The sequence below is a fragment of the bacterium genome (assembly GCA_022763185.1).
Classification (GTDB): Bacteria; Bdellovibrionota_G; JALEGL01; order JALEGL01; family JALEGL01; genus JALEGL01.
In genome coordinates this window covers 34216-53584 of the sequence record JALEGL010000014.1, presented here as the reverse complement: position 1 = coordinate 53584, position 19369 = coordinate 34216, and the positions used below count along the sequence as shown (strand labels likewise).

The window sequence follows — 19369 nt, the reverse complement described above, 5'->3', positions numbered from 1 at the left end:
TACAACGCATTTAAAAATCAAACCTAAACTCAAAATCCAGACCAAAATCAATTTGTTCGTCATTTGTCAGCGTGTTATTATTATCTCTAATATTCCCTTGAATGGAAAGGTTTCTACTAAAGTTCTGTTGTAATCGTAAATTTCTTTGCGCATTTGTTTGCAATAAATCTGTTGAATATAAAATTCTAAACCTAGGAAAAACTCTTTTGCCAATCAGAACTCTCAAACCTGTACTTTGCTGCTCTTCAGAAAAATATGGAATAAACTGTAGAGTATCCACAACATTCACTTCTCTTAAACCTTTTTCTAGCTTTGATTGGATCGGGCTAGACAGTACACTTGGCAAGAATGAACTTGAAAGCCTATTAGCCTGACTTTCTGAATTAAGAAACTCATCTGCTTCAACACCAACAGTTAACAGTGTAACAATGCTTGTTTCATCTAAATATGGATCACTGGATAATAGCGCAATAATTTCATCACTTTCACTGGTGATATCAAGAATAATTTTTTTCTGAGCTACTGTTGTTGTCGCACGCAAATCAAACTTTGGGTCAATACTGTTTTGATTGGTGAAGGTAATAGCACCATTTTCTAATTCAAAAATATTATCTAAAAATTCAACCTCACCATTCGTAATTTCAACACTTCCTAAGAGGCCTAATTTTTGATTATTTCCGGTCAACCTCACATCACCTGTTAATAAACCTTGGGCAATATTATTTTTTAAACGAAAAGTATTTGCTGTTGTCTTAAAGTTCATATCAAAATACATTGAGATATCTTCATCATAATAGACCCTTTCAATGTATTTTTGCGCACCAAATGTCAAAACACTACTTTGCCAATCCCATTTATCTTCATATTGACCATTTAAAACAGTAAAGTCCCCTCCTAATGTTGGTGCCGACATAGCCCCTCTTAAAAAAACGGACCCTGATAATTCTACAGGCAACCATGTTGGAAACCTAAGATTAATTCTCTGGGCTTTACCTTGTAAATTTACAATTGAATCTAAAACTTTAGGCTTTATATTAATTTCTCCAAAGAGGTTTAAATCGCCTCCGCCTAACTTGGAGTTAAGCTCATTGATAAAAAGAATGTTTTGCTGCAACTCCCCATTCAAACTCAATCTTTCAAAAGGATGAGGAAAAGCTTCCAACTTAATAAATGCTTGCTCAGCTCTAATACTTCCTTGGTAATTAATTGCATCTGGTTTCCCGCTCATACCCAAGTTAATACTACTCATTCCTTCCGATCGCTCAAGACCAATATCAAAAATAAGCAAATTTTGCATATCTAAACTTCCGCTTAGCTGCACATCAACCAGTGAAGGAGAAACTTGACCTTCAAACTTTAAATCTGTTTTTTTATTATCAACAAAGTGAACTGATGGAATATTGACAATACCTTGTTTTATATCAATAACAAATGGCTTTTGATTATAGATTTTTTCGGTCTGTCTCTGCATGATAATTTGATCAACTTCTATGGCGCCGTACATCGATGACAAATCATCAATTCTTCCTGCAAGTCTTATTTTTGAACTGACTGTAGTTGGTATAACTTTATAAAATGGCAAAATAACAAAGTCATTAAAGTCAGCCAACAGTTCAATTTTTTTATTATTAAAGTGAAACTTACCATTGGCTTTTAAATTATTTTCCCCCACAGCTAATTTCCAACTCAGGTTATTCAGTACCCCATCAAGAAACATTTTACATGTATAACCTATTAAATTTTTAGACTGGTTTTTTTCTTCAGTACATTTAATTTCACCATCAATTTTTGGATTTTCTGTATCGCCATTAAGACGAATATACCCTGACATGGTATCAAAATAAGCGTCTACTGACTGCGGTAAATTAAGCGACCCTACATCAAGATTCATTGCCTTTATTACTAGGTCGTTGAATAAATTTTCTGTTATTTCACCCGAAACCAATAATTTTGCTTCTCCACCGGCAAATGCTGATTCATTAAAAATATATTTGTTATCTTGAATCGCTACATCAACAACTGCATCTTTAAAATTTAAAGCTTTATAACTCAATTGGCTTGCATTTAATTTTAAACGGCCGTTGACAGTATTGTCTATAGTAACATTAATTTGTCCATCACCTCTGCCCTTAACTTGTTTAATGATTGGATAAGCTCTTCCAGCAACCTTTGCAATGGTTGACAAATCAAAGTTTTTAAAAGATGCCTTAACAAAGTTATTTTTTTGATTAATTGAAGAAGTTTCAACTTCTGCTTTTAAGACTGATTTTGAATTCTTAATACTGATATCTTGAAATGAAACTTCTTGGTTCTTAAAAACGATGTTACCACTTAATTTTCCCTGCTCAGAATTGTCATAAGAAAAAGCATCAATATCAACACCAATATTAGCTAAGAATTTGTTTTTTGATGCTTTAACACCACCTAAAAACTGTCCCACCCCCTTTACTGGATAAGGTTTTTCAAAGATACTTGAAAAGTCTTGAATTTCACCTAACCACTTGCCTGTTACTCCGCCACCTTTTTGAATGTCTAAAGAAAACTTTCCTTTTAACCCTTCAACACTTAAGTCACCATCCTCAATCATTAAAACATTATCTTTTGAAGATTTTAAAACTGATGTAAGCTCAACATTCTGAAAAATCAAAGGAGCAAAACGCTCCACTTCAGGTTCTAGTAAAACTTTGAACTGCTCTGAAGTAATTTGCGTATCCATTTTTATTTTACTAGGATCAAAGCTAACACTGCCTTCACTCACTATATCTATGTTTCCATGTAAAGGGGAAGTTGTTTCAGGGTCAATACTTTTAATAAAGGTTTCTACCGGCAAATGGCTAACCTTTAAACTTGCTGTGCCTTCGCCTGATTGACTGATGTTTTTAGCTGTTATTTTGGCTACCCCTTTGCCTAAAGAAAACCGTGTTTCTAATGACTTAATCTCACGTTGACCGACTTCAAGCCTAGTGTGAAATGCCGACACATTTCTCTGCCAAACATCAACAGAATTACTGTTCAGCTCTGACGTTATCAAAGGCTTTTGCCAACTGTTTTCTATTCGACCTCGATAATTCAGTTTACCATAAAGATCGTTGTTCCCTTTGACTAACCCAAAATCATTGAGCACTCGTAAAAGCTGATGCAAGTCTAATGTCCCTATATAATTAATCTTTGGCGCTGGCATTAATAGTCCATCAGCCTTTAAATTGATAACATCACTTAAAATATTAAGTGCAGACAACTTAACTTCTTGCCCACTCCTACTCATACTTAAACTGATAAAATCAAGATCAACTACTTGCCCATCAATATTAAATTGAGCTTTGCTTTTGAGCTTAAAAACATCTTCTTTTCTACTCAATAAAAATGAACTTTCACTATCAAACAAAATACATGAAGTTTTTTTATTGTTAACAGGCATACTGACTGTGGCTTTTCCCCAATCAACATTTTCAATCATGACGCTTACAAAGTCTTGTATCTGAGGTAATTGAAAGGTTTTATTATTATCTTTTTTCTTTTGTAAAGTCTCAACTTGACGGAGCTCAACGTAGGGTGCACTTATTTTAACTTGTTTAATATTAATATGCCCTAAAAACCCTGGACTAACTCTGGGAATAATTTCAATTTTATCTGTTTTAAATGAACTTAATGCCGTATCTTTTTTACCAACAACAACCACATTATTCACTGATACTTTTGGTGGTAAAATTTTTACTTTGATACTCTCAAAACGAATTTCAACCGTGTCAACATCTTTCAAGTATGTCTCAAGTTGTTTTTCTATTAATTTACTTAAAATAGGTGAGGCAAAAATTACAATACAAATCACAATGATTGAAAATGCAATAAAGAGATTAAACACTTTTTTTTGCCTATTGTTTGCCATTTTCCCCTAAAATATCATACACAACTACGTATGACACGCATTGACCCTATCATCCGTCAATTTATTGCCGGAATCAGATCTCCTTGGAAAGGGGCACGATTTATTTTTAGTTCTTCATCTGCCAAAAAAATCATTGCCATTCCATTTATTATTATTGTATCTCTTTTTTTTGTATGCCTTTATCTATCCTACAGCTACTTACCACCAGTTATAGATAATAGTCTACTTCCCATTAAAAATTGGTTCATAAACACCTGGCCAACTTTCCTAGATTTTAAGGTTTTTAGTTATATCGGCGTTTTTTTACTGGGGGGTCTAAAGTTTATTCTCTATGTAGTCTTATTTTCTCTAAACTTGGTATTTGCTTGGCTAATTGGAAATATTCTCTGTTCATTCTTCTGGGAAATCTTAGCAGAAAAAATCCTCGCCCAATCTCCGCACTTCAATAAGAGCATGCCTCTAAAAATAACTGTCAAAAATATTTTTACATCCATGGTCAGAGAGTTGTTCAAAGAAATTTTGCTCCTTAGCCTTGTCGCTATAACTTGGCTCATGACCTTTGTCCCTGTTCTAGGGCAAAGCATTTTTATCGTCTTATTGCCTCTGTTAAGCAGTATCATTTTGGGGTATGCTCATGTTGATTATGCTTTTTCTGTCCTGGGACTTCCTGTAAAAAATAGATTCCACTGGGCAAAAAAAAATATTCCCTTCTTACTGGGGGCAGGTATCTATGGTCTAATCTTCCCAGTTGTTTACTTTTTATACCCTTCATTTATTGTTGGCGGTCTGTTAGTTCATGCCGATGATATTTTGTTAAAACTGCAAGACAGCCAAATCATTAAAACAAAGCCTTAAACAGTTGCGATTCTTACAAAATACGTTTAAAGATAGGCCATAAAAAATATTTTATTTGGAGATACAATTAATGCCTCAGGAAATGAAAAATCCATATTTAAACAATGATTCAAATGACTTAGCCTTGGATAAACAAGAGTGGCGAGAGTCCTTAGATGCTATTACTAAAATTTTAGGACCCCAAAAAGCCAAAGAAGTGCTTAAAGATTTAGTTGATCACGCCGCAAAAACCAAGGTTTCTCCACAAAACATCGCGCAAACGCCATATATCAATACCATCCATGCATCTAATGAAAATCCTTACCCCGGTGACTTAGCCCTTGAAGAGAAAATTCTTAAGCTTATTCGCTGGAATGCCATGGTGATGGTGGTTAGAGCCAACCGTTTAGACTCAAGCATTGGCGGTCATATAGCAACCTATGCTTCTTCTGCGCATTTGTATGAAACTGGCTTCCATCATTTTTTTAGAGGGAAAGAGGCCAAAGAAAATAGCGATCAAATTTACATTCAGGGCCATGCATCTCCAGGTATTTATGCTCGAAGCTATCTTGAAGGTCGCTTCAATGAACAACAGTTGATTAATTTCAGGCGCGAACTCCAACCAGGAGGCGGATTATCCTCATATCCACACCCCAGATCCATGCCGGATTACTGGGAATTTCCAACAGTATCCATGGGCTTAGGGCCAATCACCGCCGTTTACCAAGCCAGAATGGCGCAGTACTTAACAGATCGCGGTTTAAAACCAGAAAACACCAGCCAGGTCTGGGCCTTTTTAGGCGATGGTGAAATGGATGAACCTGAGAGTTTAGGAGCCATACATATTGCACAAAAAGAAAACCTGCATAACCTTAACTTTGTAGTCAACTGTAACTTGCAACGCTTAGACGGTCCAGTTAGAGGGAATGGTAAAGTCATTCAAGACCTCGAAGGGCAGTTTAGAGGCGCAGGCTGGAATGTGATTAAGGTCTTATGGTCTTCCGATTGGGACAGTATTTTTGAAAAAGACTCACAAAGTTTGTTAGAGCATAAACTTACAGGCTTACTTGACGGCAACATGCAAAAAATGGCTACTTTAGACGGTGCACAAAAACGTCAGTATCTATGTCAGGACAATCCAGACTTGTTAAAACTTTTTGCCCATTTAAATGATGAGCAAGTTTATGACCTTAAACGTGGCGGACATGATCCGGTAAAAGTTTACAATGCTTATGCCCAAGCCCAAGCTGCAACCAATGCACCCACCGTTATTCTTGCGCAAACCATTAAAGGTTATGGTCTAGGACCATCTGGCCATGCCGCAAATGCCACTCACCAAAAAAAGAAATTGAGTGACGCTGAGGTCTTAGAGTTTAGAGATCGTTTTGAAGTTCCAGTCTCTGATCAAGATGCCAAAGACTTAAACTTTTATCGCCCTGATGAAAAAAGCCCAGAGATGCAGTATTTGCTTGAAAAACGCAAAACCTTGGGCGGCTTCTTGCCCAGCCGCAATAGTGCTAAAGTTCCGGTGTCAAAATCAGGATCGTTGCCAGACAATAAAGTTTATCAAGAGTTTTATGATGGCACCAAAGACCGTGAAGTTTCAACTACCATGGCTTTTGTTAAACTTTTAAGCAATATGTTAAAAGACAAAACCATTGGCAAACACATTGTACCCATTGTTCCAGATGAAGCTCGTACCTTTGGTATGGAATCCATGTTCAGTCAAATTGGTATTTATTCACCCCATGGCCAAAACTACGAGCCAGTGGATAAAAAAAGCCTGCTTTACTATAAAGAATCTAAAACCGGTCAATTGTTGGAAGAAGGCATCACTGAAGCTGGCTCCATGTCTTCCTTTATTGCTGCTGGCAATGCTGCTCAAAATCATGGTGTAGCTTGTATTCCATTTTTTATTTACTATTCAATGTTTGGCATGCAACGTATTGGTGATTTGGTCTGGGCCGCTGCTGATCAAAACACCAAGGGTTTTATGATGGGTGGAACCGCTGGTCGAACAACCTTGGCTGGAGAAGGTTTACAACACCAAGATGGCCACAGTATTCTTTTGGCTTACCCGGTACCCAATCTTAAAGTCTATGACCCAGCCTTTGCTTATGAAACCGCTATCATTGTTGAAGACGGTCTTAAACGGATGTACGAGAACAATGAAGATATCTTTTATTATATCACTTTAGAAAATGAAAACTATGCCATGCCTGCCATGCCAAAAGGCGTTAAAGAAGGAATTTTAAAAGGCATGTATAAATACAGTCCTTCAAAAATTGATGCCCAAAAACCTATTGTGCACTTGATGGGCAGTGGTTCTATCTTAAATGAGACACTCAAAGCCCAAAGCATTCTTGAAGAAAAGTATAAGGTTGCTGCTGAAGTCTGGAGTGTGACCAGTTACAAAGAACTGTATACGGATGCTGTTGCTTGTGAAGAATGGAATACCTTTAACCCCAACAAACCCAAAAAACAGGCTTATGTTACCGCTCAATTCAAAGGTCAACAAGGTGTTTGTGTTGCTGCCTCAGACTATGTTAAAGCCTTACCACACAGTATTTCCAACTGGTTGCCATTGCCCTTAACGGCTTTAGGCACCGATGGTTTTGGCTTAAGTGAAAACCGAGAGTATTTAAGAAAGCATTTTAAAGTGGATGCCCAGTCCATTGTGTATGCCAGCTTATCCAGCTTAAGCAGCAAAGGCTTGTTTGATCAGAAAAAGTTAGAGCAGCTTTGATAATGAGCGGCAGCTTATTATTTAATAACTTATTTTTTTTAGGTTTTTTATTTTTTTTCTGCTCACTAACTGTTGTCTTAGGATTACGCTTAGCGTATTCCTTAGTGACAAATTTACCAGTTATGGCAGAACGATAATTTTTTTTTCATAATTATCCTCCTTTATTATTGTTTGCTGGTTAAGCCAGCCCTTTGGAAGCACATTGCGTTCCTCGGCATTAACGCATGTCAACCAGAGCAATAATAAAAGTAAAGCTACCGCTAGCTACAATTATAGCAAATCACCTCTTAAATGATCAACCTAGCCAAATAAGAAAGCCCTAAATACAGTAAAGAAAATAAATTTAATGTTCACCTAGAAATGATTCAAGAGAAAATAACAAATTTCGTACAGCGAGTTTTGGCAGGCTTTGCCTGCCAACTGTCTGAGCTGGTAGAAATTGTTTTTTCTCTTGTTTCTGCATAAAATTTAACGCACTATTCGAAAAGCATAAAATTGCTTTTCTACCATTCATTCACAACATAACTTTATTTGATACCTGATTTTTGCTATTGGTGAGCTGCGCTTGCTGATATAAACGTGATATCAGAAAAGAACATTTGATTTGAAAGGACTAAGCATGAATTCATTTAACACCCTATCCAGCTTTAAACACAACGACAAAGAATACTTTTATCATGATTTAACAAAACTTAAAGATCACGGTTTTGACACAGATACATTACCTTTTGCCATGAAAATTGTCCTTGAAAACTTACTGCGTTATGAAGACGGCATTGGCGTTAAAAAATCAGATATTGAACATGTTGCCCAATGGGATGCTAAAAACAACCCTGATAAAGAAATTGCTTTTATGCCAGCTCGAGTCCTTTTACAGGACTTTACGGGTGTCCCTGCCGTGGTTGACCTGGCCGCCATGCGGGATGCTATTGTAAAAATGGGTGGAGACCCCAACAAAATCAACCCTTTGCAACCCGCTGAGTTGGTCATTGACCACTCCGTGCAAGTGGATCATTTTGGCAGTGAAGATGCTTTAGATTTAAACACAAAAATTGAATATGCGCGCAACAATGAACGTTACGAGTTTTTAAAATGGGGCCAAAATGCCTTTGAAAACTTTAAAGTGGTTCCACCCAGTACAGGGATTGTGCACCAAGTAAACCTAGAATACCTTGCTCGCGTAGTCATGACTCGTAATATTGATGGTAAAAATTATGCTTTCCCTGACACTTTGGTTGGAACAGACTCCCATACTACCATGATCAATGGCTTAGGTATTTTAGGCTGGGGAGTTGGTGGTATTGAAGCCGAAGCTGCCATGCTAGGCCAAGCTACGACTATGCTTTTACCTGATGTTGTTGGTTTTAAACTCAGTGGTTCTCTAAAAAGTCATGTTACTGCCACTGACTTGGTTTTAACCATTACACAAAAGCTCAGAGAAAAAGGCGTTGTAGGTAAGTTTGTTGAATTTTATGGTCCAGGTTTAAAATCATTAACCCTTGCTGACAGAGCTACAGTCGCTAACATGGCACCAGAGTATGGTGCAACTTGTGGTATTTTTCCAGTCGATCAAAAAACTTTGGATTATTTAAAGCTCACTGGACGCTCAGCTGAGCAAATTGAATTTGCAAAAACCTACATGCAAAAACAAAACATGTTTTTTACTGATACCAGCTCTGAAGCAATTTACAGTGATACCTTAGAGTTAGATTTAGATCATGTAGAGCCCAGTTTAGCCGGCCCTAAAAGACCGCAAGACAGAGTTGCTTTATCCCAATTAGCAACAAGCTTTAAAGAAACGCTAGCTCGTCCTATCAAAGAGCAAGCCATAGAAAACTCAACAGAAAAACTTAAAGACGGTTCGGTTGTTATTGCTGCAATTACCAGTTGTACCAACACCTCGAATCCATCGGTGATGTTAGCTGCCGGTTTGGTAGCTCAAAAAGCTAGGCAACTGGGCCTCAATACAAAACCTTGGGTTAAAACCAGTTTGGCGCCTGGCTCAAAAGTGGTGGTTGACTACTTAGAAAAAGCCAATCTTTTAAAACCTTTGGAAGAGTTGAAGTTTCATGTAGTAGGCTTTGGCTGCACAACATGTATTGGTAACAGTGGCCCACTTCCAAAAGAAATTGCCGATGCCATTGATAGTGGTGACTTGGTTGCTGCTTCAGTGCTTAGCGGTAACAGAAATTTTGAAGGGAGAGTAAGCCCTAGAACAAAAGTTAACTATTTAGCATCTCCTCCTTTAGTGGTTGCTTATGCATTAGCGGGTAGAGTTGACATTGACTTAGACAATGAACCTCTGGGTCAAGACCAAAACGGCAATGATGTTTTCTTTAAAGATATTTGGCCAGAACGTGAAGAAATTGAACGTTTTGTTCACGAGTCTGTCAATTCTGAAATGTTTAAAACACGCTATGAAACTGTCTTAGACGGAGATAAAGCTTGGCAAGCCATTGAGTCGAGTACAGGTAAAACCTATGACTGGAAGGCTGACTCAACCTATATTCAAAACCCTCCATTTTTTGAAAACATGAGTCAAGATACTCAAACGGTCAAAGACATAAATAATGCCAGAGTTCTAGCCTATTTGGGTGATAGCGTAACAACAGACCATATTTCTCCTGCTGGCGCAATAGCGCTTGAAAGTCCAGCAGCGCAATATCTTCGTGACAACAATATAGAGCCTAAACAATTTAATTCATATGGATCAAGAAGAGGTAATCATGAGGTGATGATGCGTGGAACCTTTGCCAATATCAGGCTTAAAAACAAGTTACTTAATGATGTTGAGGGCGGCTACACCAACTATTTACCGGAAAATGAACAAATGAGTATTTTTGATGCTTCTATGAAATACCAAGCAAGCCATACTCCCTTGATTATTCTTGCCGGTAAAGAGTACGGCACAGGTTCATCCAGAGACTGGGCTGCAAAGGGACCAAAACTTTTAGGTATTAATGCGGTTATTGCGCAAAGCTATGAACGCATTCATCGTTCTAACCTGGTAGGTATGGGGATCTTGCCTTTACAGTTTAAAGCAGGTGAGAGTGCAGAAAGTTTAGGGTTAGATGGTACTGAGATTTTTGATATTCAAGGTATTGCACAAGGTGTAGCCGATGAATTCAAAAACATAAAACATCTAGATGTAACTGCTCATAAAAACAACGGAGACGATGTTAACTTTGAAGTCAGTGTAAGAATTGATACCCCAAACGAAGCCCATTATTTTAAAAATGGAGGTATTTTACAATACGTTCTAAGAAAATTGGCTAAAAAAAGTTAATCCCGTCCAAATTAATATCATTGTCCGCAATATCAATATGAAAAAATATTGCGGACCATGACTTTATAATAAAAAGTTATATTAACTAATTGATATATAAAGGCTTTTAATCATAGAAACTAAACTATTGCCTTGCTATATTATTAATAAATGGTATCTTTCTCGTAAATTTAAATTTATTTTTTACTTCGGAGGAAACATGAAAAAAACATTATTAGCGCTTGCTCTTGTTTTAGCTACAGCAAGTTACGCAAACGAAACCAACACAAATCCATTAACCAGCAACAGCAATGCCACAGTATCTGGTGATACTCAGTTTGGTATTGACTTTGCTATGCCTTATGCATTGCAAGTTGATGGCAACGACACCAATGAAAGAACAAACTATACCTTAGGTTTAGATGGTCGTTACTATATCACTGACAACTTTAACATTGGTGGTCGCTTTAGCTTTGACGTTGAAGAGCAAGCTGGCACAACTCGTCAATATGCTTTTGCTCCAGGTGTTCAATACAGATGGTACACCAATGAAGCCTTTAACCCATATGTAAGGGCTGATGTTCCTGTAACTTTCCGTGGTGCTGCAACAAGTATTGCTGGTAAAGAAGATCAATTTGATGTCGGTGTTGCTGGTGGTTTAGGTGTTGCTTGGAACTTAGGCGAGTCTTTAGGCATTCAAAACATGCTTCTTCGTTACGATTTTAACGTACAGTACAACTTTGGTATCAACGATGCTCTAGACGTATTAAGCGTTGAGTTTTTTAGAGTGGGTGTTGATTACAAGTTTTAATTGTTACCACTTATTCTGATTAAAAAAGGCGACCCGGTTAAAGGTCGCCTTTTTTTATGGATACTTTTTTAGTACTAAGCTGTTGCAACAATTGAACAATTGCTTTGTCTTTGACTTTAATTTTTTGTTTGTAACTCTGTTGTATAGATTCGACAACTTGCTGCTTAATATCTATTAGCATTTTGTTGCGCATTGCTGGAGTAATTCTATTGAGCAAAGGGTCTTTTTCTGAAATGAAATTAAAATCCAAGTCAACACTTTGAACGGAAATATTAGGCAGAACCACTTCAATTGTGGTTTTATCTTCATTGATTTGAACTTGCTTTAAATCATAACCCAAAGATATTTTTCCTTCTGTGACAATAAGACTTTGCTGTTGGGTAAAAGGTAAAGAATAGTCATAAAGCTTGATCCCTTCTGATTCAAAACGATGAATTTGCGAAATTTGCACCTCTACCATACTTAATTTAAGTACATCTTTTACCCAAAGTTTCATATCAAATGCCTGATGTTCAACGCTTTTATGCTTAGAAAAAAATGTATAACTCATAAAAGCAGAGCCTACCGCTACACAGACAAGGATCAGTCCATAAACCATTATTTTTTTGAATATACCCATAAATCTATGATATCACACATGCATGGAAAAAATCATCCACTGTCAAAAACTTAAAAAAAATTTACCTGCCTTGTCTGAGGCACCTCTGCCAGGAGATTTTGGACAAAAAGTTTTAAATCATATTTCTGCCCAAGCTTGGGAGATGTGGATAGAAGAACAAACCAAACTGATCAACGAACATAAATTACAACTGTTTAAAAAAGAGTCCCGTGATTTGTTGCTAAAAAAAGCCGAAGAGTTTCTGTTTACTGAATAAAGAAACGAGACTGCCATCTTTATCTTACGTCTTCATAAGCCATAGATTAACTCTATGGCAGTAACTCATCAACAACTGATTGTATCCCCGAATAACTAATTCTGCCTTGGTATTCTCTACCATTGATAAAAATTGTTGGTGTATGACGGATATTCATACTTTCACCTTCAGCAATATCACGTTTTACAATATCGTATGCTACTGTTGATTGGCTACATTTCTTAAAAAGATTCATATCCAAATTTAACTGCTCTGCAAAAGATTTAAAAGCATCATCTGTTAAATTATATTGATTGGCAAAAATAAGATCATGATAAGCCCAAAACTGTTCTTGATTGGCCGCACAAAGAGACGATACCGCCGCTTGACAGGCCTGCAAATGCCCTCTTCCAGCTGGAACTTTGGGATTGCACTTTGAATCCAGTGGAAAATATTTGTATACCAACTTTATTTTACCTTTAGATTCTCGTGTAATGTTTTTCAATATACTTCCCGCTTGCTTACAGGCTGGACACTGAAAATCACTAAATTTAACAATGGTTATGGGAGCATTATCTTGCCCTAAAGTCCTTTGTTGTAAGTCTTCACTCACTTTTATAGCATTGATCTTGTTGGCAACACTTTGATGATCTTTAAATAGAATCAGCTTTGCTATACTTAACATTATCACTGCAAACGCAATGCTGTACTTAAAATAACTTGAGGCTAAAACTAATTTTATGTGTTCAAATAGGCTTTTATTACTAGAAGATAGTTTTTTCCAAAAGATAAACATCCCAATACTGGCTAAATAAAAAATAGTGCAATACAAACAAAATGACTTGATAATAAACAGTGTGACAGCCGCAAAGTACAGCATAGACCCTAAACATAGCCAAACCAGCAATGTGATAAAGCTTTCAAGTGCAGCTTTACGCTCACTATGCATTGACTTTTGCCACAGATAAAACAAACTTCCCAGCATTATAAAAATCAATACAGCAAAATATGAAACAGGAATTGAAAACCACTGAGAATATGTAGGATGATTAATGGCAGAGCAATTAATCAATGAATTGACCGAACAACCGGCTTGCAAGCTTTTGTTTAAATGCATCCCTACCAGCCACAATGAGTCTAATAAGCCCATACCGCTGGCAACTATAAAGCCCCAAAATGCACACTTATTTTGCTTCACTCTTGTTTTCTCCCTCAATTTTTAACTTCATTATTGCTTGGCTTCTTAATAAAAACATAAACCCATGCTAACAAACAAAATACGCATGCTGTCAACGACACATAATGCGCAGGCGTTAAGCCTAAGTAACGTGCGTCAGGCATAAAACTTCCGCTGTTATCTTGTGCTCTAAAAAATTCTAGAAAAAACCTCCCAGGCGCATACAAACTTAAAATAATTAAAGAATCTTGACCCCAGAACTTTGGCTTTTTCTTAGTTTTTTTGGTTTTGATCAGCATGACAATCAAAATCAATAACCATAAAAGCATTTCATAAAAGCCGAGATCGTGCCTCGCTCCACCAGGAAACTTAACTGCCAAAAAAAAGTCCGTTAAATTACCCGGGTGGTCATGCGCTGTAAAACATCCCATTCGCCCAAAAAAGAAACCCAGACATCCTCCTAAAAACAACATATCCACATAGGGTAATATAGGTTTTCTTTTAAGTTTTAGGTATACAATCAATGCTATTGTTACGGTTATAATTCCTCCATACGAAGACAATCCAGACCAAAACTTTAATAAATTAATCGGATTTCTTAGTAATTCAGGTTCATAAAAAAACACATGAAAAAGATGTGCACCAAAAATACCAAAAATAATGGCTATCAATGAAATATCTGAGACAATTGCTTGACTCAATTTTAAATTTTTAGCCCTATGCATAGCCAGTTGTGTTGCTGTAAAAAAACCAATGGCCACCAAAAGGCCAAAAGCATGAAACTCTAGAACATAAATTTTAAGCGGTGGAATTGTAAAATATGGAATCATAGGCGTTTAATATCATATTGATGATAATTGATCGAGATCATTTTCAATGGGTATTTCATTGGTATTATTCAATGCGTTCATATAGTGCTGGATACTTCTGTATTCATTGTTTTTTTCATAAACCTTTTCAAAACAACTCATGGCTTCATTCTTGCGATGCATTTGATAGTAAACTTTTCCTAATTCGTAATTAAGACCCAGGTAATCTGAAGATCCCTCATCAACTTTTTTCAAACATTGCTCATACACTTCAATGGCTTTATCTAATTTTTGATCTTGCACATAACAACTTGCAATTAAGTTCTGACTTCGGAAAAAGTATTCTTTTCCTTTTGATGCTATATTGAAACATGTCATGGCATCTTCCAACATATTCATTTCTTTGTAAGCAATGCCTAAATAATAATAAGTTTCATAATCATCCAAAGAGATGATTTTTTCAACACCTTTTTTAAACTCGGTTAAAACTTCATCATGCTCTAAATAAAGTTTAGCATGACTGGTTTTAGCAAAATCTCCAAGCTCTATATCCAACTTGCCTATCTCTTCTTCTAAAGCTTCATGTAGATCAAATACGCCTTTTTGTTCAGCTTCTTCAATAGGCATTTCAGAGGTGATTTCACGCTCACGCACTTCATCTTCATCAAACAGTAAGTTTTCATTATTTTTTTCTTGTTGAGTATCATATTCAACTGAAAACTGGTTTTCATCAAAAACTTGGGTTTCATCTCTCTCAAACGAAGCAAGCAAACTGTTTTTTTCTTCTACGTTATTTGATGCAACACCAGAGAAATTCATTGTTTCATCAAAATCAAATTCAGATGTATCTTGTTCTTTACTCTCCATGGCCATGGTTTCATCTTGATCTCTTTGATCTTCATTTAATCCTTTAGGTAAAATATCCGTTGTTTCTTTATTTTCATGTGACGTAACTTCATCAGAATTATGGTTTAAGTAACGTTCTTTGACTTCCAAAAGTTTTTGCTTAATCGCTTCAGGGTGTTCAGAGCTCTCTAAAACCCTTTCAATGGTACTCATTGCTTTTTCTAGCAAACCATATTCAAAGTATGTACTGACTTCTTCTATAATCTTATTATCATCACTTTTGGGTTGACTGAATGTTTGTTCATTGTTTCTATTATCAGGTGAAACAAGGGAGTCACCATCATTATGCTCAGTATCAATATAGTTACTATGATCAGCAACATTGACATCTTCAGTTTGTTCTAATTTTCTTGTATAATATTCAATATCTTGATGCTCGGGATCAGTTTGCTTTAAACTTCTGATAATTTCTTTGTATATAGATTGTGCCTTTTTAATTTGGTTAAGCTTACTGAATGTTAAAGCGAGTAGATCCAAAACAACCTGATCATTGCTGTGTTGACTAAAAATTTTTTGTAATTCCGTTAAGCTCTTACTATAAAAACTATTTTCCAAATACAGTTCGCATAAAAAGCATATATCTTCTTTTTGTGCCAAATTTAAATCTGCAAGTTTTTGAATGATTAACATTTGTTTTTTTTCATCACCCTTGAGACGAACTTGCTTGATAATATCTTGAGAGTAGTTTTTAGCCTCTTGCATATAGCCATGTTGAAGATACATCTCAACCAGTCTCAGTTGATAAGCAACTTCATCTGGATTGATTAAGGCAATTTTTCTTAATATATCAAAGGAGTTTTTGGTATCTCCTATCTCTTCATAAGCTCTGGCAGCTAACTCATAATTTTTAATCGCTTCACCATTGAGACCTAATTTTTCATATAAAACAGCCAATTCACTATAAAGGTTGATGGCTTTGGGATCTAACCGTAATATCTGTTTATAAACTGCTACAGCCTTTAAAAAAAAGCCATCTTGAGAATATTGGTATGCAACCTTTAAATACTTTCTTTTTGCGTTATTAATATCTTTGATTTTGGCATAAAGATCACCAATTTTCATTAAGCTGCGGATATCATTTGGATCACCGTCTAGGACTTTTTCATATTCAGCAATTGCATCCTGATACCGTCCTTTTTGAACGAGTTTTTGGGCTTTTGCTAAACTTTTATTCCTATTGAATGACAACCTAATACTCCAAAATTACAATATTCAACTGCAAATTACAGTATATCATTGTTTGTTAATATGATAAAAATAAAAACTATTTCAATAGGTTATCTAAAGATTTGGTATATGTCTCGCATTTTTTAAATGCGTCGCTGGATAAAATCTTTTGGTGAAGCTTTAAACTGGTGTCAACACCCTCAATTAAAAACTCTTTTAATGCGGCTTTACTTCTTGATATACACTCTTCTCTAGAATCTGCTCTAACAATGAGTTTGGCCAGTAAGGAGTCATAAAATGGACTGACATAAAAGCCATCATATACACCGTTATCAACCCTAACGCCTGGCCCTCCCGGTATATGAATGCCTGAAATAGTGCCTACAGAAGGTAACATTTTCTCAGAATCCTCGGCATTAATACGCATTTCAATGGCATGGCCTCTAAACTTTATCTCCTCTTGCTTCAAGGTCAAAGGCTTGCCATAGGCAAGCTCTATTTGTAATTTAACCAAGTCTATCCCGGTGATTGCCTCTGTTACCGGATGTTCCACCTGAATCCTGGTATTCATCTCAAGAAAATAAAAATTGTAATCATCATCCATCAAAAACTCAACAGTCCCTACATTGGAGTAGCCTATTTTTTTCAGGGCTTTAACAACTGTTTTACCAATCTCATCTCTTTTTTTAATAGGTAAAATAGCACAGGGTGCTTCTTCAATAAGCTTTTGGTAGCGTCTTTGAATGGAGCAGTCTCTTTCACCTAAATGAATAATGTTTTTGCCATCACTAACAATTTGGAACTCAATGTGTTTGGCTTTTTCTAAGTATTTCTCAATAAAAATTGTTGGATTATTAAATGCTGCTTTAGCCTCCGCCTGAGCGGTTTTAATGGCATTTCTTAAATCTTTTTCATGGTAGACAATCTTGATGCCTTTTCCGCCACCGCCGGCGGTGGCTTTAACAATGACTGGAAAACCCATTTTTTTAATGGCTTTATAAACCTGTTCATCTGCCTCTTTATCAATTTCTATGCTTGGGAGCATAGGGATACCTGCCTTTTTCATGGTATCTCGCGAGATAATTTTATCTCCCATTAACTCTATATGTTCCGCTGTAGGGCCAATAAATTTAATTCCAAAAGACCCACACATTTTGACGAACTCTGCATTCTCAGCCAAGAACCCATACCCAGGATGAATAGCATCTGCATTGGTAATCTCTGCAGCACTCAGAACTTGATGCATTGATAAGTAACTGTCTTTACTGGAGTTTTTACCTATACAAACCGACTCATCGGCCATTTTAACATGCAATGACTCTTCATCAATCTCAGAATGCACTGCAACTGTCGAAATACCCAGCTCTCTACAAGCTCTAATAATACGTAATGCTATCTCGCCTCTATTGGCTATAAGAACTTTTTTAAACATGGCCTTAGTCAACTAAGAAAAGCTTTTGGCCAAACTCAACAGGCTGACCATTTTCAACCAAAATTTCTTTGATTTTGCCTTCAACTTCACTCTCTAATTCATTCATCAGCTTCATTGCTTCAACAATACACACAATTTGACCTTTTTTGACTGCAGTTCCAATATTGACATAATCTTCTGAATCAGGAGAAGGTGCTGCATAAAAGGTTCCAACAAAAGGCGAGGTAATATACTGACCGGATTTTTTTTCTATATTGCTGTTATCTTTGACTGAAGCCTTAGCAGCTTCAGAAGCAGAATCAGCTACTGTTGTTATTTTAGGCGTTTCTTCGACTTGACTAACAATTGTCTTAACTACACCTTTTTCATAGCTGTCTTTTGCATGTCGATTAACTTTAATAAAAAACTCATCTTTCTGAATTTCTACTTCCGAAAAGTCAGTTTTTTCAATCAACCTAAAAATTTCTTTGAGTTCTTTTAAATTCATTGAGCTTTGATAACCATAAAAAAGAAGATTGTCCAATGCATTTATAAATCTTGGACAATTTGTGGCGTCCATTTTTTAAGCAAATACCTAGCTTTTCCGATATTTTGAGCTTTTTCTAAGACCAACAATAGAAAATATTCATAATTAACCACTTGAAAAAAAAAGTCATATTGTTTTGCCTCAATCAAACATCGCTCAATTCCATTTAACCGAACGTTTTGTGATTTTTCCAGCATCCCATTGATCATACTGACAACCGTTACAAGCTCTTCTCCATCTAAAATACTTTTACTCTCTTCACTTCCTTGAGACAAGACTGGGACACCATCAAAACCCAGTAAAGCCACCAATTGAGCACCGTCTGTATTTGAAAAGATTTCTTCAAGTGCATTTTCTAAACTCATAAAGATCGCCTTCTTTCTTGTATCCGTTGCAAGCATATTTTTAGTTTTTCAACTTTTCCTAAATCATGCTTATGATCAACGCCGATTTCTTCATAAACGGACTTTGCTTCTTGATTAAAGCCTTGCTGTTGATAAAGTTTTGCTAAAGTTTTAGAATGTATCTTACTAATATCTTGGCTAGACACATTAATTTTATTCAACATTCTTTCCACCCAAGCATCGTCTTCTCTATCTTCTTCTTTTAATTTTTTAAGGGTGTTTTTTGCTTCTGAAAACTTTTTTTGTTCAATCTGAATTTGTGCAATAGCTTTAATTGCATGAGGATTGTTTTGTGTATATTCTACAATTCTCTGGTATGTTTCCAAACTGTTGCTTAAATCCGACATTTCAAAATAAATTTGAGCCTTTAAGAGTTTGAGCTTAACACTCAAAGGAAATTCATTCAATCCATCAAAAGTAATCTCCAAAGCTTTTTTATACTGCGCGAGTCTTCTAAAAAAGTCAGCATAATTAAAAAAATTCTCAACTGAAGGATGCTCAATAAGCTTTTGTTTTAAATTATCTTGATGCATGATTTATAGTGTATACTCA

Annotated in this window: 14 protein-coding genes; 5 read left to right on the top strand and 9 right to left on the bottom strand. The window is 36.1% G+C overall.

Features of this window, described 5'->3' with window-relative positions; translation table 11 throughout:
- Nucleotides 1-10 precede the first annotated feature (10 nt).
- Nucleotides 11-3886, bottom strand: coding sequence for a translocation/assembly module TamB domain-containing protein (locus MRY82_08020; protein MCI5072868.1), 3876 nt, complete (start codon nt 3884-3886; stop codon nt 11-13).
- A 30-nt stretch (nt 3887-3916) separates the two neighbouring features.
- Between MRY82_08020 and MRY82_08015 the strand changes: the two genes are divergently transcribed.
- The 4 genes from MRY82_08015 (at nt 3917) to MRY82_08000 (ending at nt 11542) form a co-directional block, all read left to right on the top strand.
- Nucleotides 3917-4741, top strand: coding sequence for an EI24 domain-containing protein (locus MRY82_08015; protein MCI5072867.1), 825 nt, complete (start codon nt 3917-3919; stop codon nt 4739-4741).
- Nucleotides 4742-4823: 82 nt separating this feature from the next.
- The gene (gene aceE / locus MRY82_08010; GenBank protein ID MCI5072866.1) at nt 4824-7466 is read left to right on the top strand and encodes a pyruvate dehydrogenase (acetyl-transferring), homodimeric type; all 2643 of its coding nucleotides are present in this window, start codon (nt 4824-4826) and stop codon (nt 7464-7466) included.
- 619 nt (nt 7467-8085) lie between these two features.
- Nucleotides 8086-10752: an aconitate hydratase AcnA gene (gene acnA / locus MRY82_08005; protein ID MCI5072865.1), complete on the top strand. Its 2667-nt coding sequence runs from the start codon at nt 8086-8088 to the stop codon at nt 10750-10752.
- A 199-nt stretch (nt 10753-10951) separates the two neighbouring features.
- Nucleotides 10952-11542 (top strand): porin family protein, encoded by a 591-nt coding sequence (locus MRY82_08000; GenBank protein ID MCI5072864.1) that lies wholly within the window; start codon nt 10952-10954, stop codon nt 11540-11542.
- Between the two features lie 37 nt (nt 11543-11579).
- Here MRY82_08000 and MRY82_07995 read toward each other — a convergent pair whose 3' ends face one another.
- A complete protein-coding gene (locus MRY82_07995) occupies nt 11580-12092 on the bottom strand; it encodes a DUF4230 domain-containing protein (protein ID MCI5072863.1) in 513 nt (170 codons plus the stop codon).
- Nucleotides 12093-12183: 91 nt separating this feature from the next.
- Here MRY82_07995 and MRY82_07990 point away from each other — a divergent pair, with 91 nt between their 5' ends.
- Nucleotides 12184-12417: an oxidative damage protection protein gene (locus MRY82_07990; GenBank protein ID MCI5072862.1), complete on the top strand. Its 234-nt coding sequence runs from the start codon at nt 12184-12186 to the stop codon at nt 12415-12417.
- A 52-nt stretch (nt 12418-12469) separates the two neighbouring features.
- Here the strand turns inward: MRY82_07990 and MRY82_07985 are convergent, their stop codons facing one another.
- The 7 genes from MRY82_07985 to MRY82_07955 form a co-directional block, all read right to left on the bottom strand.
- Nucleotides 12470-13594, bottom strand: coding sequence for a thioredoxin domain-containing protein (locus MRY82_07985; GenBank protein MCI5072861.1), 1125 nt, complete (start codon nt 13592-13594; stop codon nt 12470-12472).
- A 14-nt stretch (nt 13595-13608) separates the two neighbouring features.
- A complete protein-coding gene (locus tag MRY82_07980; protein MCI5072860.1) occupies nt 13609-14403 on the bottom strand; it encodes a prolipoprotein diacylglyceryl transferase in 795 nt (264 codons plus the stop codon).
- A gap of 12 nt (nt 14404-14415) precedes the next feature.
- Nucleotides 14416-16476, bottom strand: coding sequence for a tetratricopeptide repeat protein (locus MRY82_07975; GenBank protein MCI5072859.1), 2061 nt, complete (start codon nt 16474-16476; stop codon nt 14416-14418).
- Nucleotides 16477-16552: 76 nt separating this feature from the next.
- Nucleotides 16553-17887, bottom strand: a complete 1335-nt coding sequence (gene accC / locus MRY82_07970) for an acetyl-CoA carboxylase biotin carboxylase subunit (protein ID MCI5072858.1) — start codon at nt 17885-17887, stop codon at nt 16553-16555.
- Nucleotides 17888-17891: 4 nt separating this feature from the next.
- Nucleotides 17892-18374: an acetyl-CoA carboxylase biotin carboxyl carrier protein gene (accB, locus tag MRY82_07965; GenBank protein ID MCI5072857.1), complete on the bottom strand. Its 483-nt coding sequence runs from the start codon at nt 18372-18374 to the stop codon at nt 17892-17894.
- 41 nt (nt 18375-18415) lie between these two features.
- On the bottom strand, nt 18416-18778 hold the full coding sequence (locus MRY82_07960) for a hypothetical protein (GenBank protein MCI5072856.1): 363 nt from the start codon (nt 18776-18778) through the stop codon (nt 18416-18418).
- The gene (locus MRY82_07955) at nt 18775-19350 is read right to left on the bottom strand and encodes a tetratricopeptide repeat protein (GenBank protein ID MCI5072855.1); all 576 of its coding nucleotides are present in this window, start codon (nt 19348-19350) and stop codon (nt 18775-18777) included. Before MRY82_07955 ends, MRY82_07960 begins: the two co-directional genes overlap by 4 nt.
- Between the last annotated feature and the right edge of the window lie 19 nt (nt 19351-19369).

Excerpts from the sequence above, each read along its gene's own strand:
- MRY82_08020 (MCI5072868.1), bottom strand. The coding sequence starts at position 3,886 with ATGGCAAACAATAGGCAAAAAAAAGTGTTTAATCTCTTTATTGCATTT.
- MRY82_08015 (MCI5072867.1), top strand. The coding sequence starts at position 3,917 with ATGACACGCATTGACCCTATCATCCGTCAATTTATTGCCGGAATCAGA.
- aceE (MCI5072866.1), top strand. The coding sequence starts at position 4,824 with ATGAAAAATCCATATTTAAACAATGATTCAAATGACTTAGCCTTGGAT.
- acnA (MCI5072865.1), top strand. The coding sequence starts at position 8,086 with ATGAATTCATTTAACACCCTATCCAGCTTTAAACACAACGACAAAGAA.
- MRY82_08000 (MCI5072864.1), top strand. The coding sequence starts at position 10,952 with ATGAAAAAAACATTATTAGCGCTTGCTCTTGTTTTAGCTACAGCAAGT.
- MRY82_07995 (MCI5072863.1), bottom strand. The coding sequence starts at position 12,092 with ATGAGTTATACATTTTTTTCTAAGCATAAAAGCGTTGAACATCAGGCA.
- MRY82_07990 (MCI5072862.1), top strand. The coding sequence starts at position 12,184 with ATGGAAAAAATCATCCACTGTCAAAAACTTAAAAAAAATTTACCTGCC.
- MRY82_07980 (MCI5072860.1), bottom strand. The coding sequence starts at position 14,403 with ATGATTCCATATTTTACAATTCCACCGCTTAAAATTTATGTTCTAGAG.
- accC (MCI5072858.1), bottom strand. The coding sequence starts at position 17,887 with ATGTTTAAAAAAGTTCTTATAGCCAATAGAGGCGAGATAGCATTACGT.
- accB (MCI5072857.1), bottom strand. The coding sequence starts at position 18,374 with ATGAATTTAAAAGAACTCAAAGAAATTTTTAGGTTGATTGAAAAAACT.
- MRY82_07960 (MCI5072856.1), bottom strand. The coding sequence starts at position 18,778 with ATGAGTTTAGAAAATGCACTTGAAGAAATCTTTTCAAATACAGACGGT.
- MRY82_07955 (MCI5072855.1), bottom strand. The coding sequence starts at position 19,350 with ATGCATCAAGATAATTTAAAACAAAAGCTTATTGAGCATCCTTCAGTT.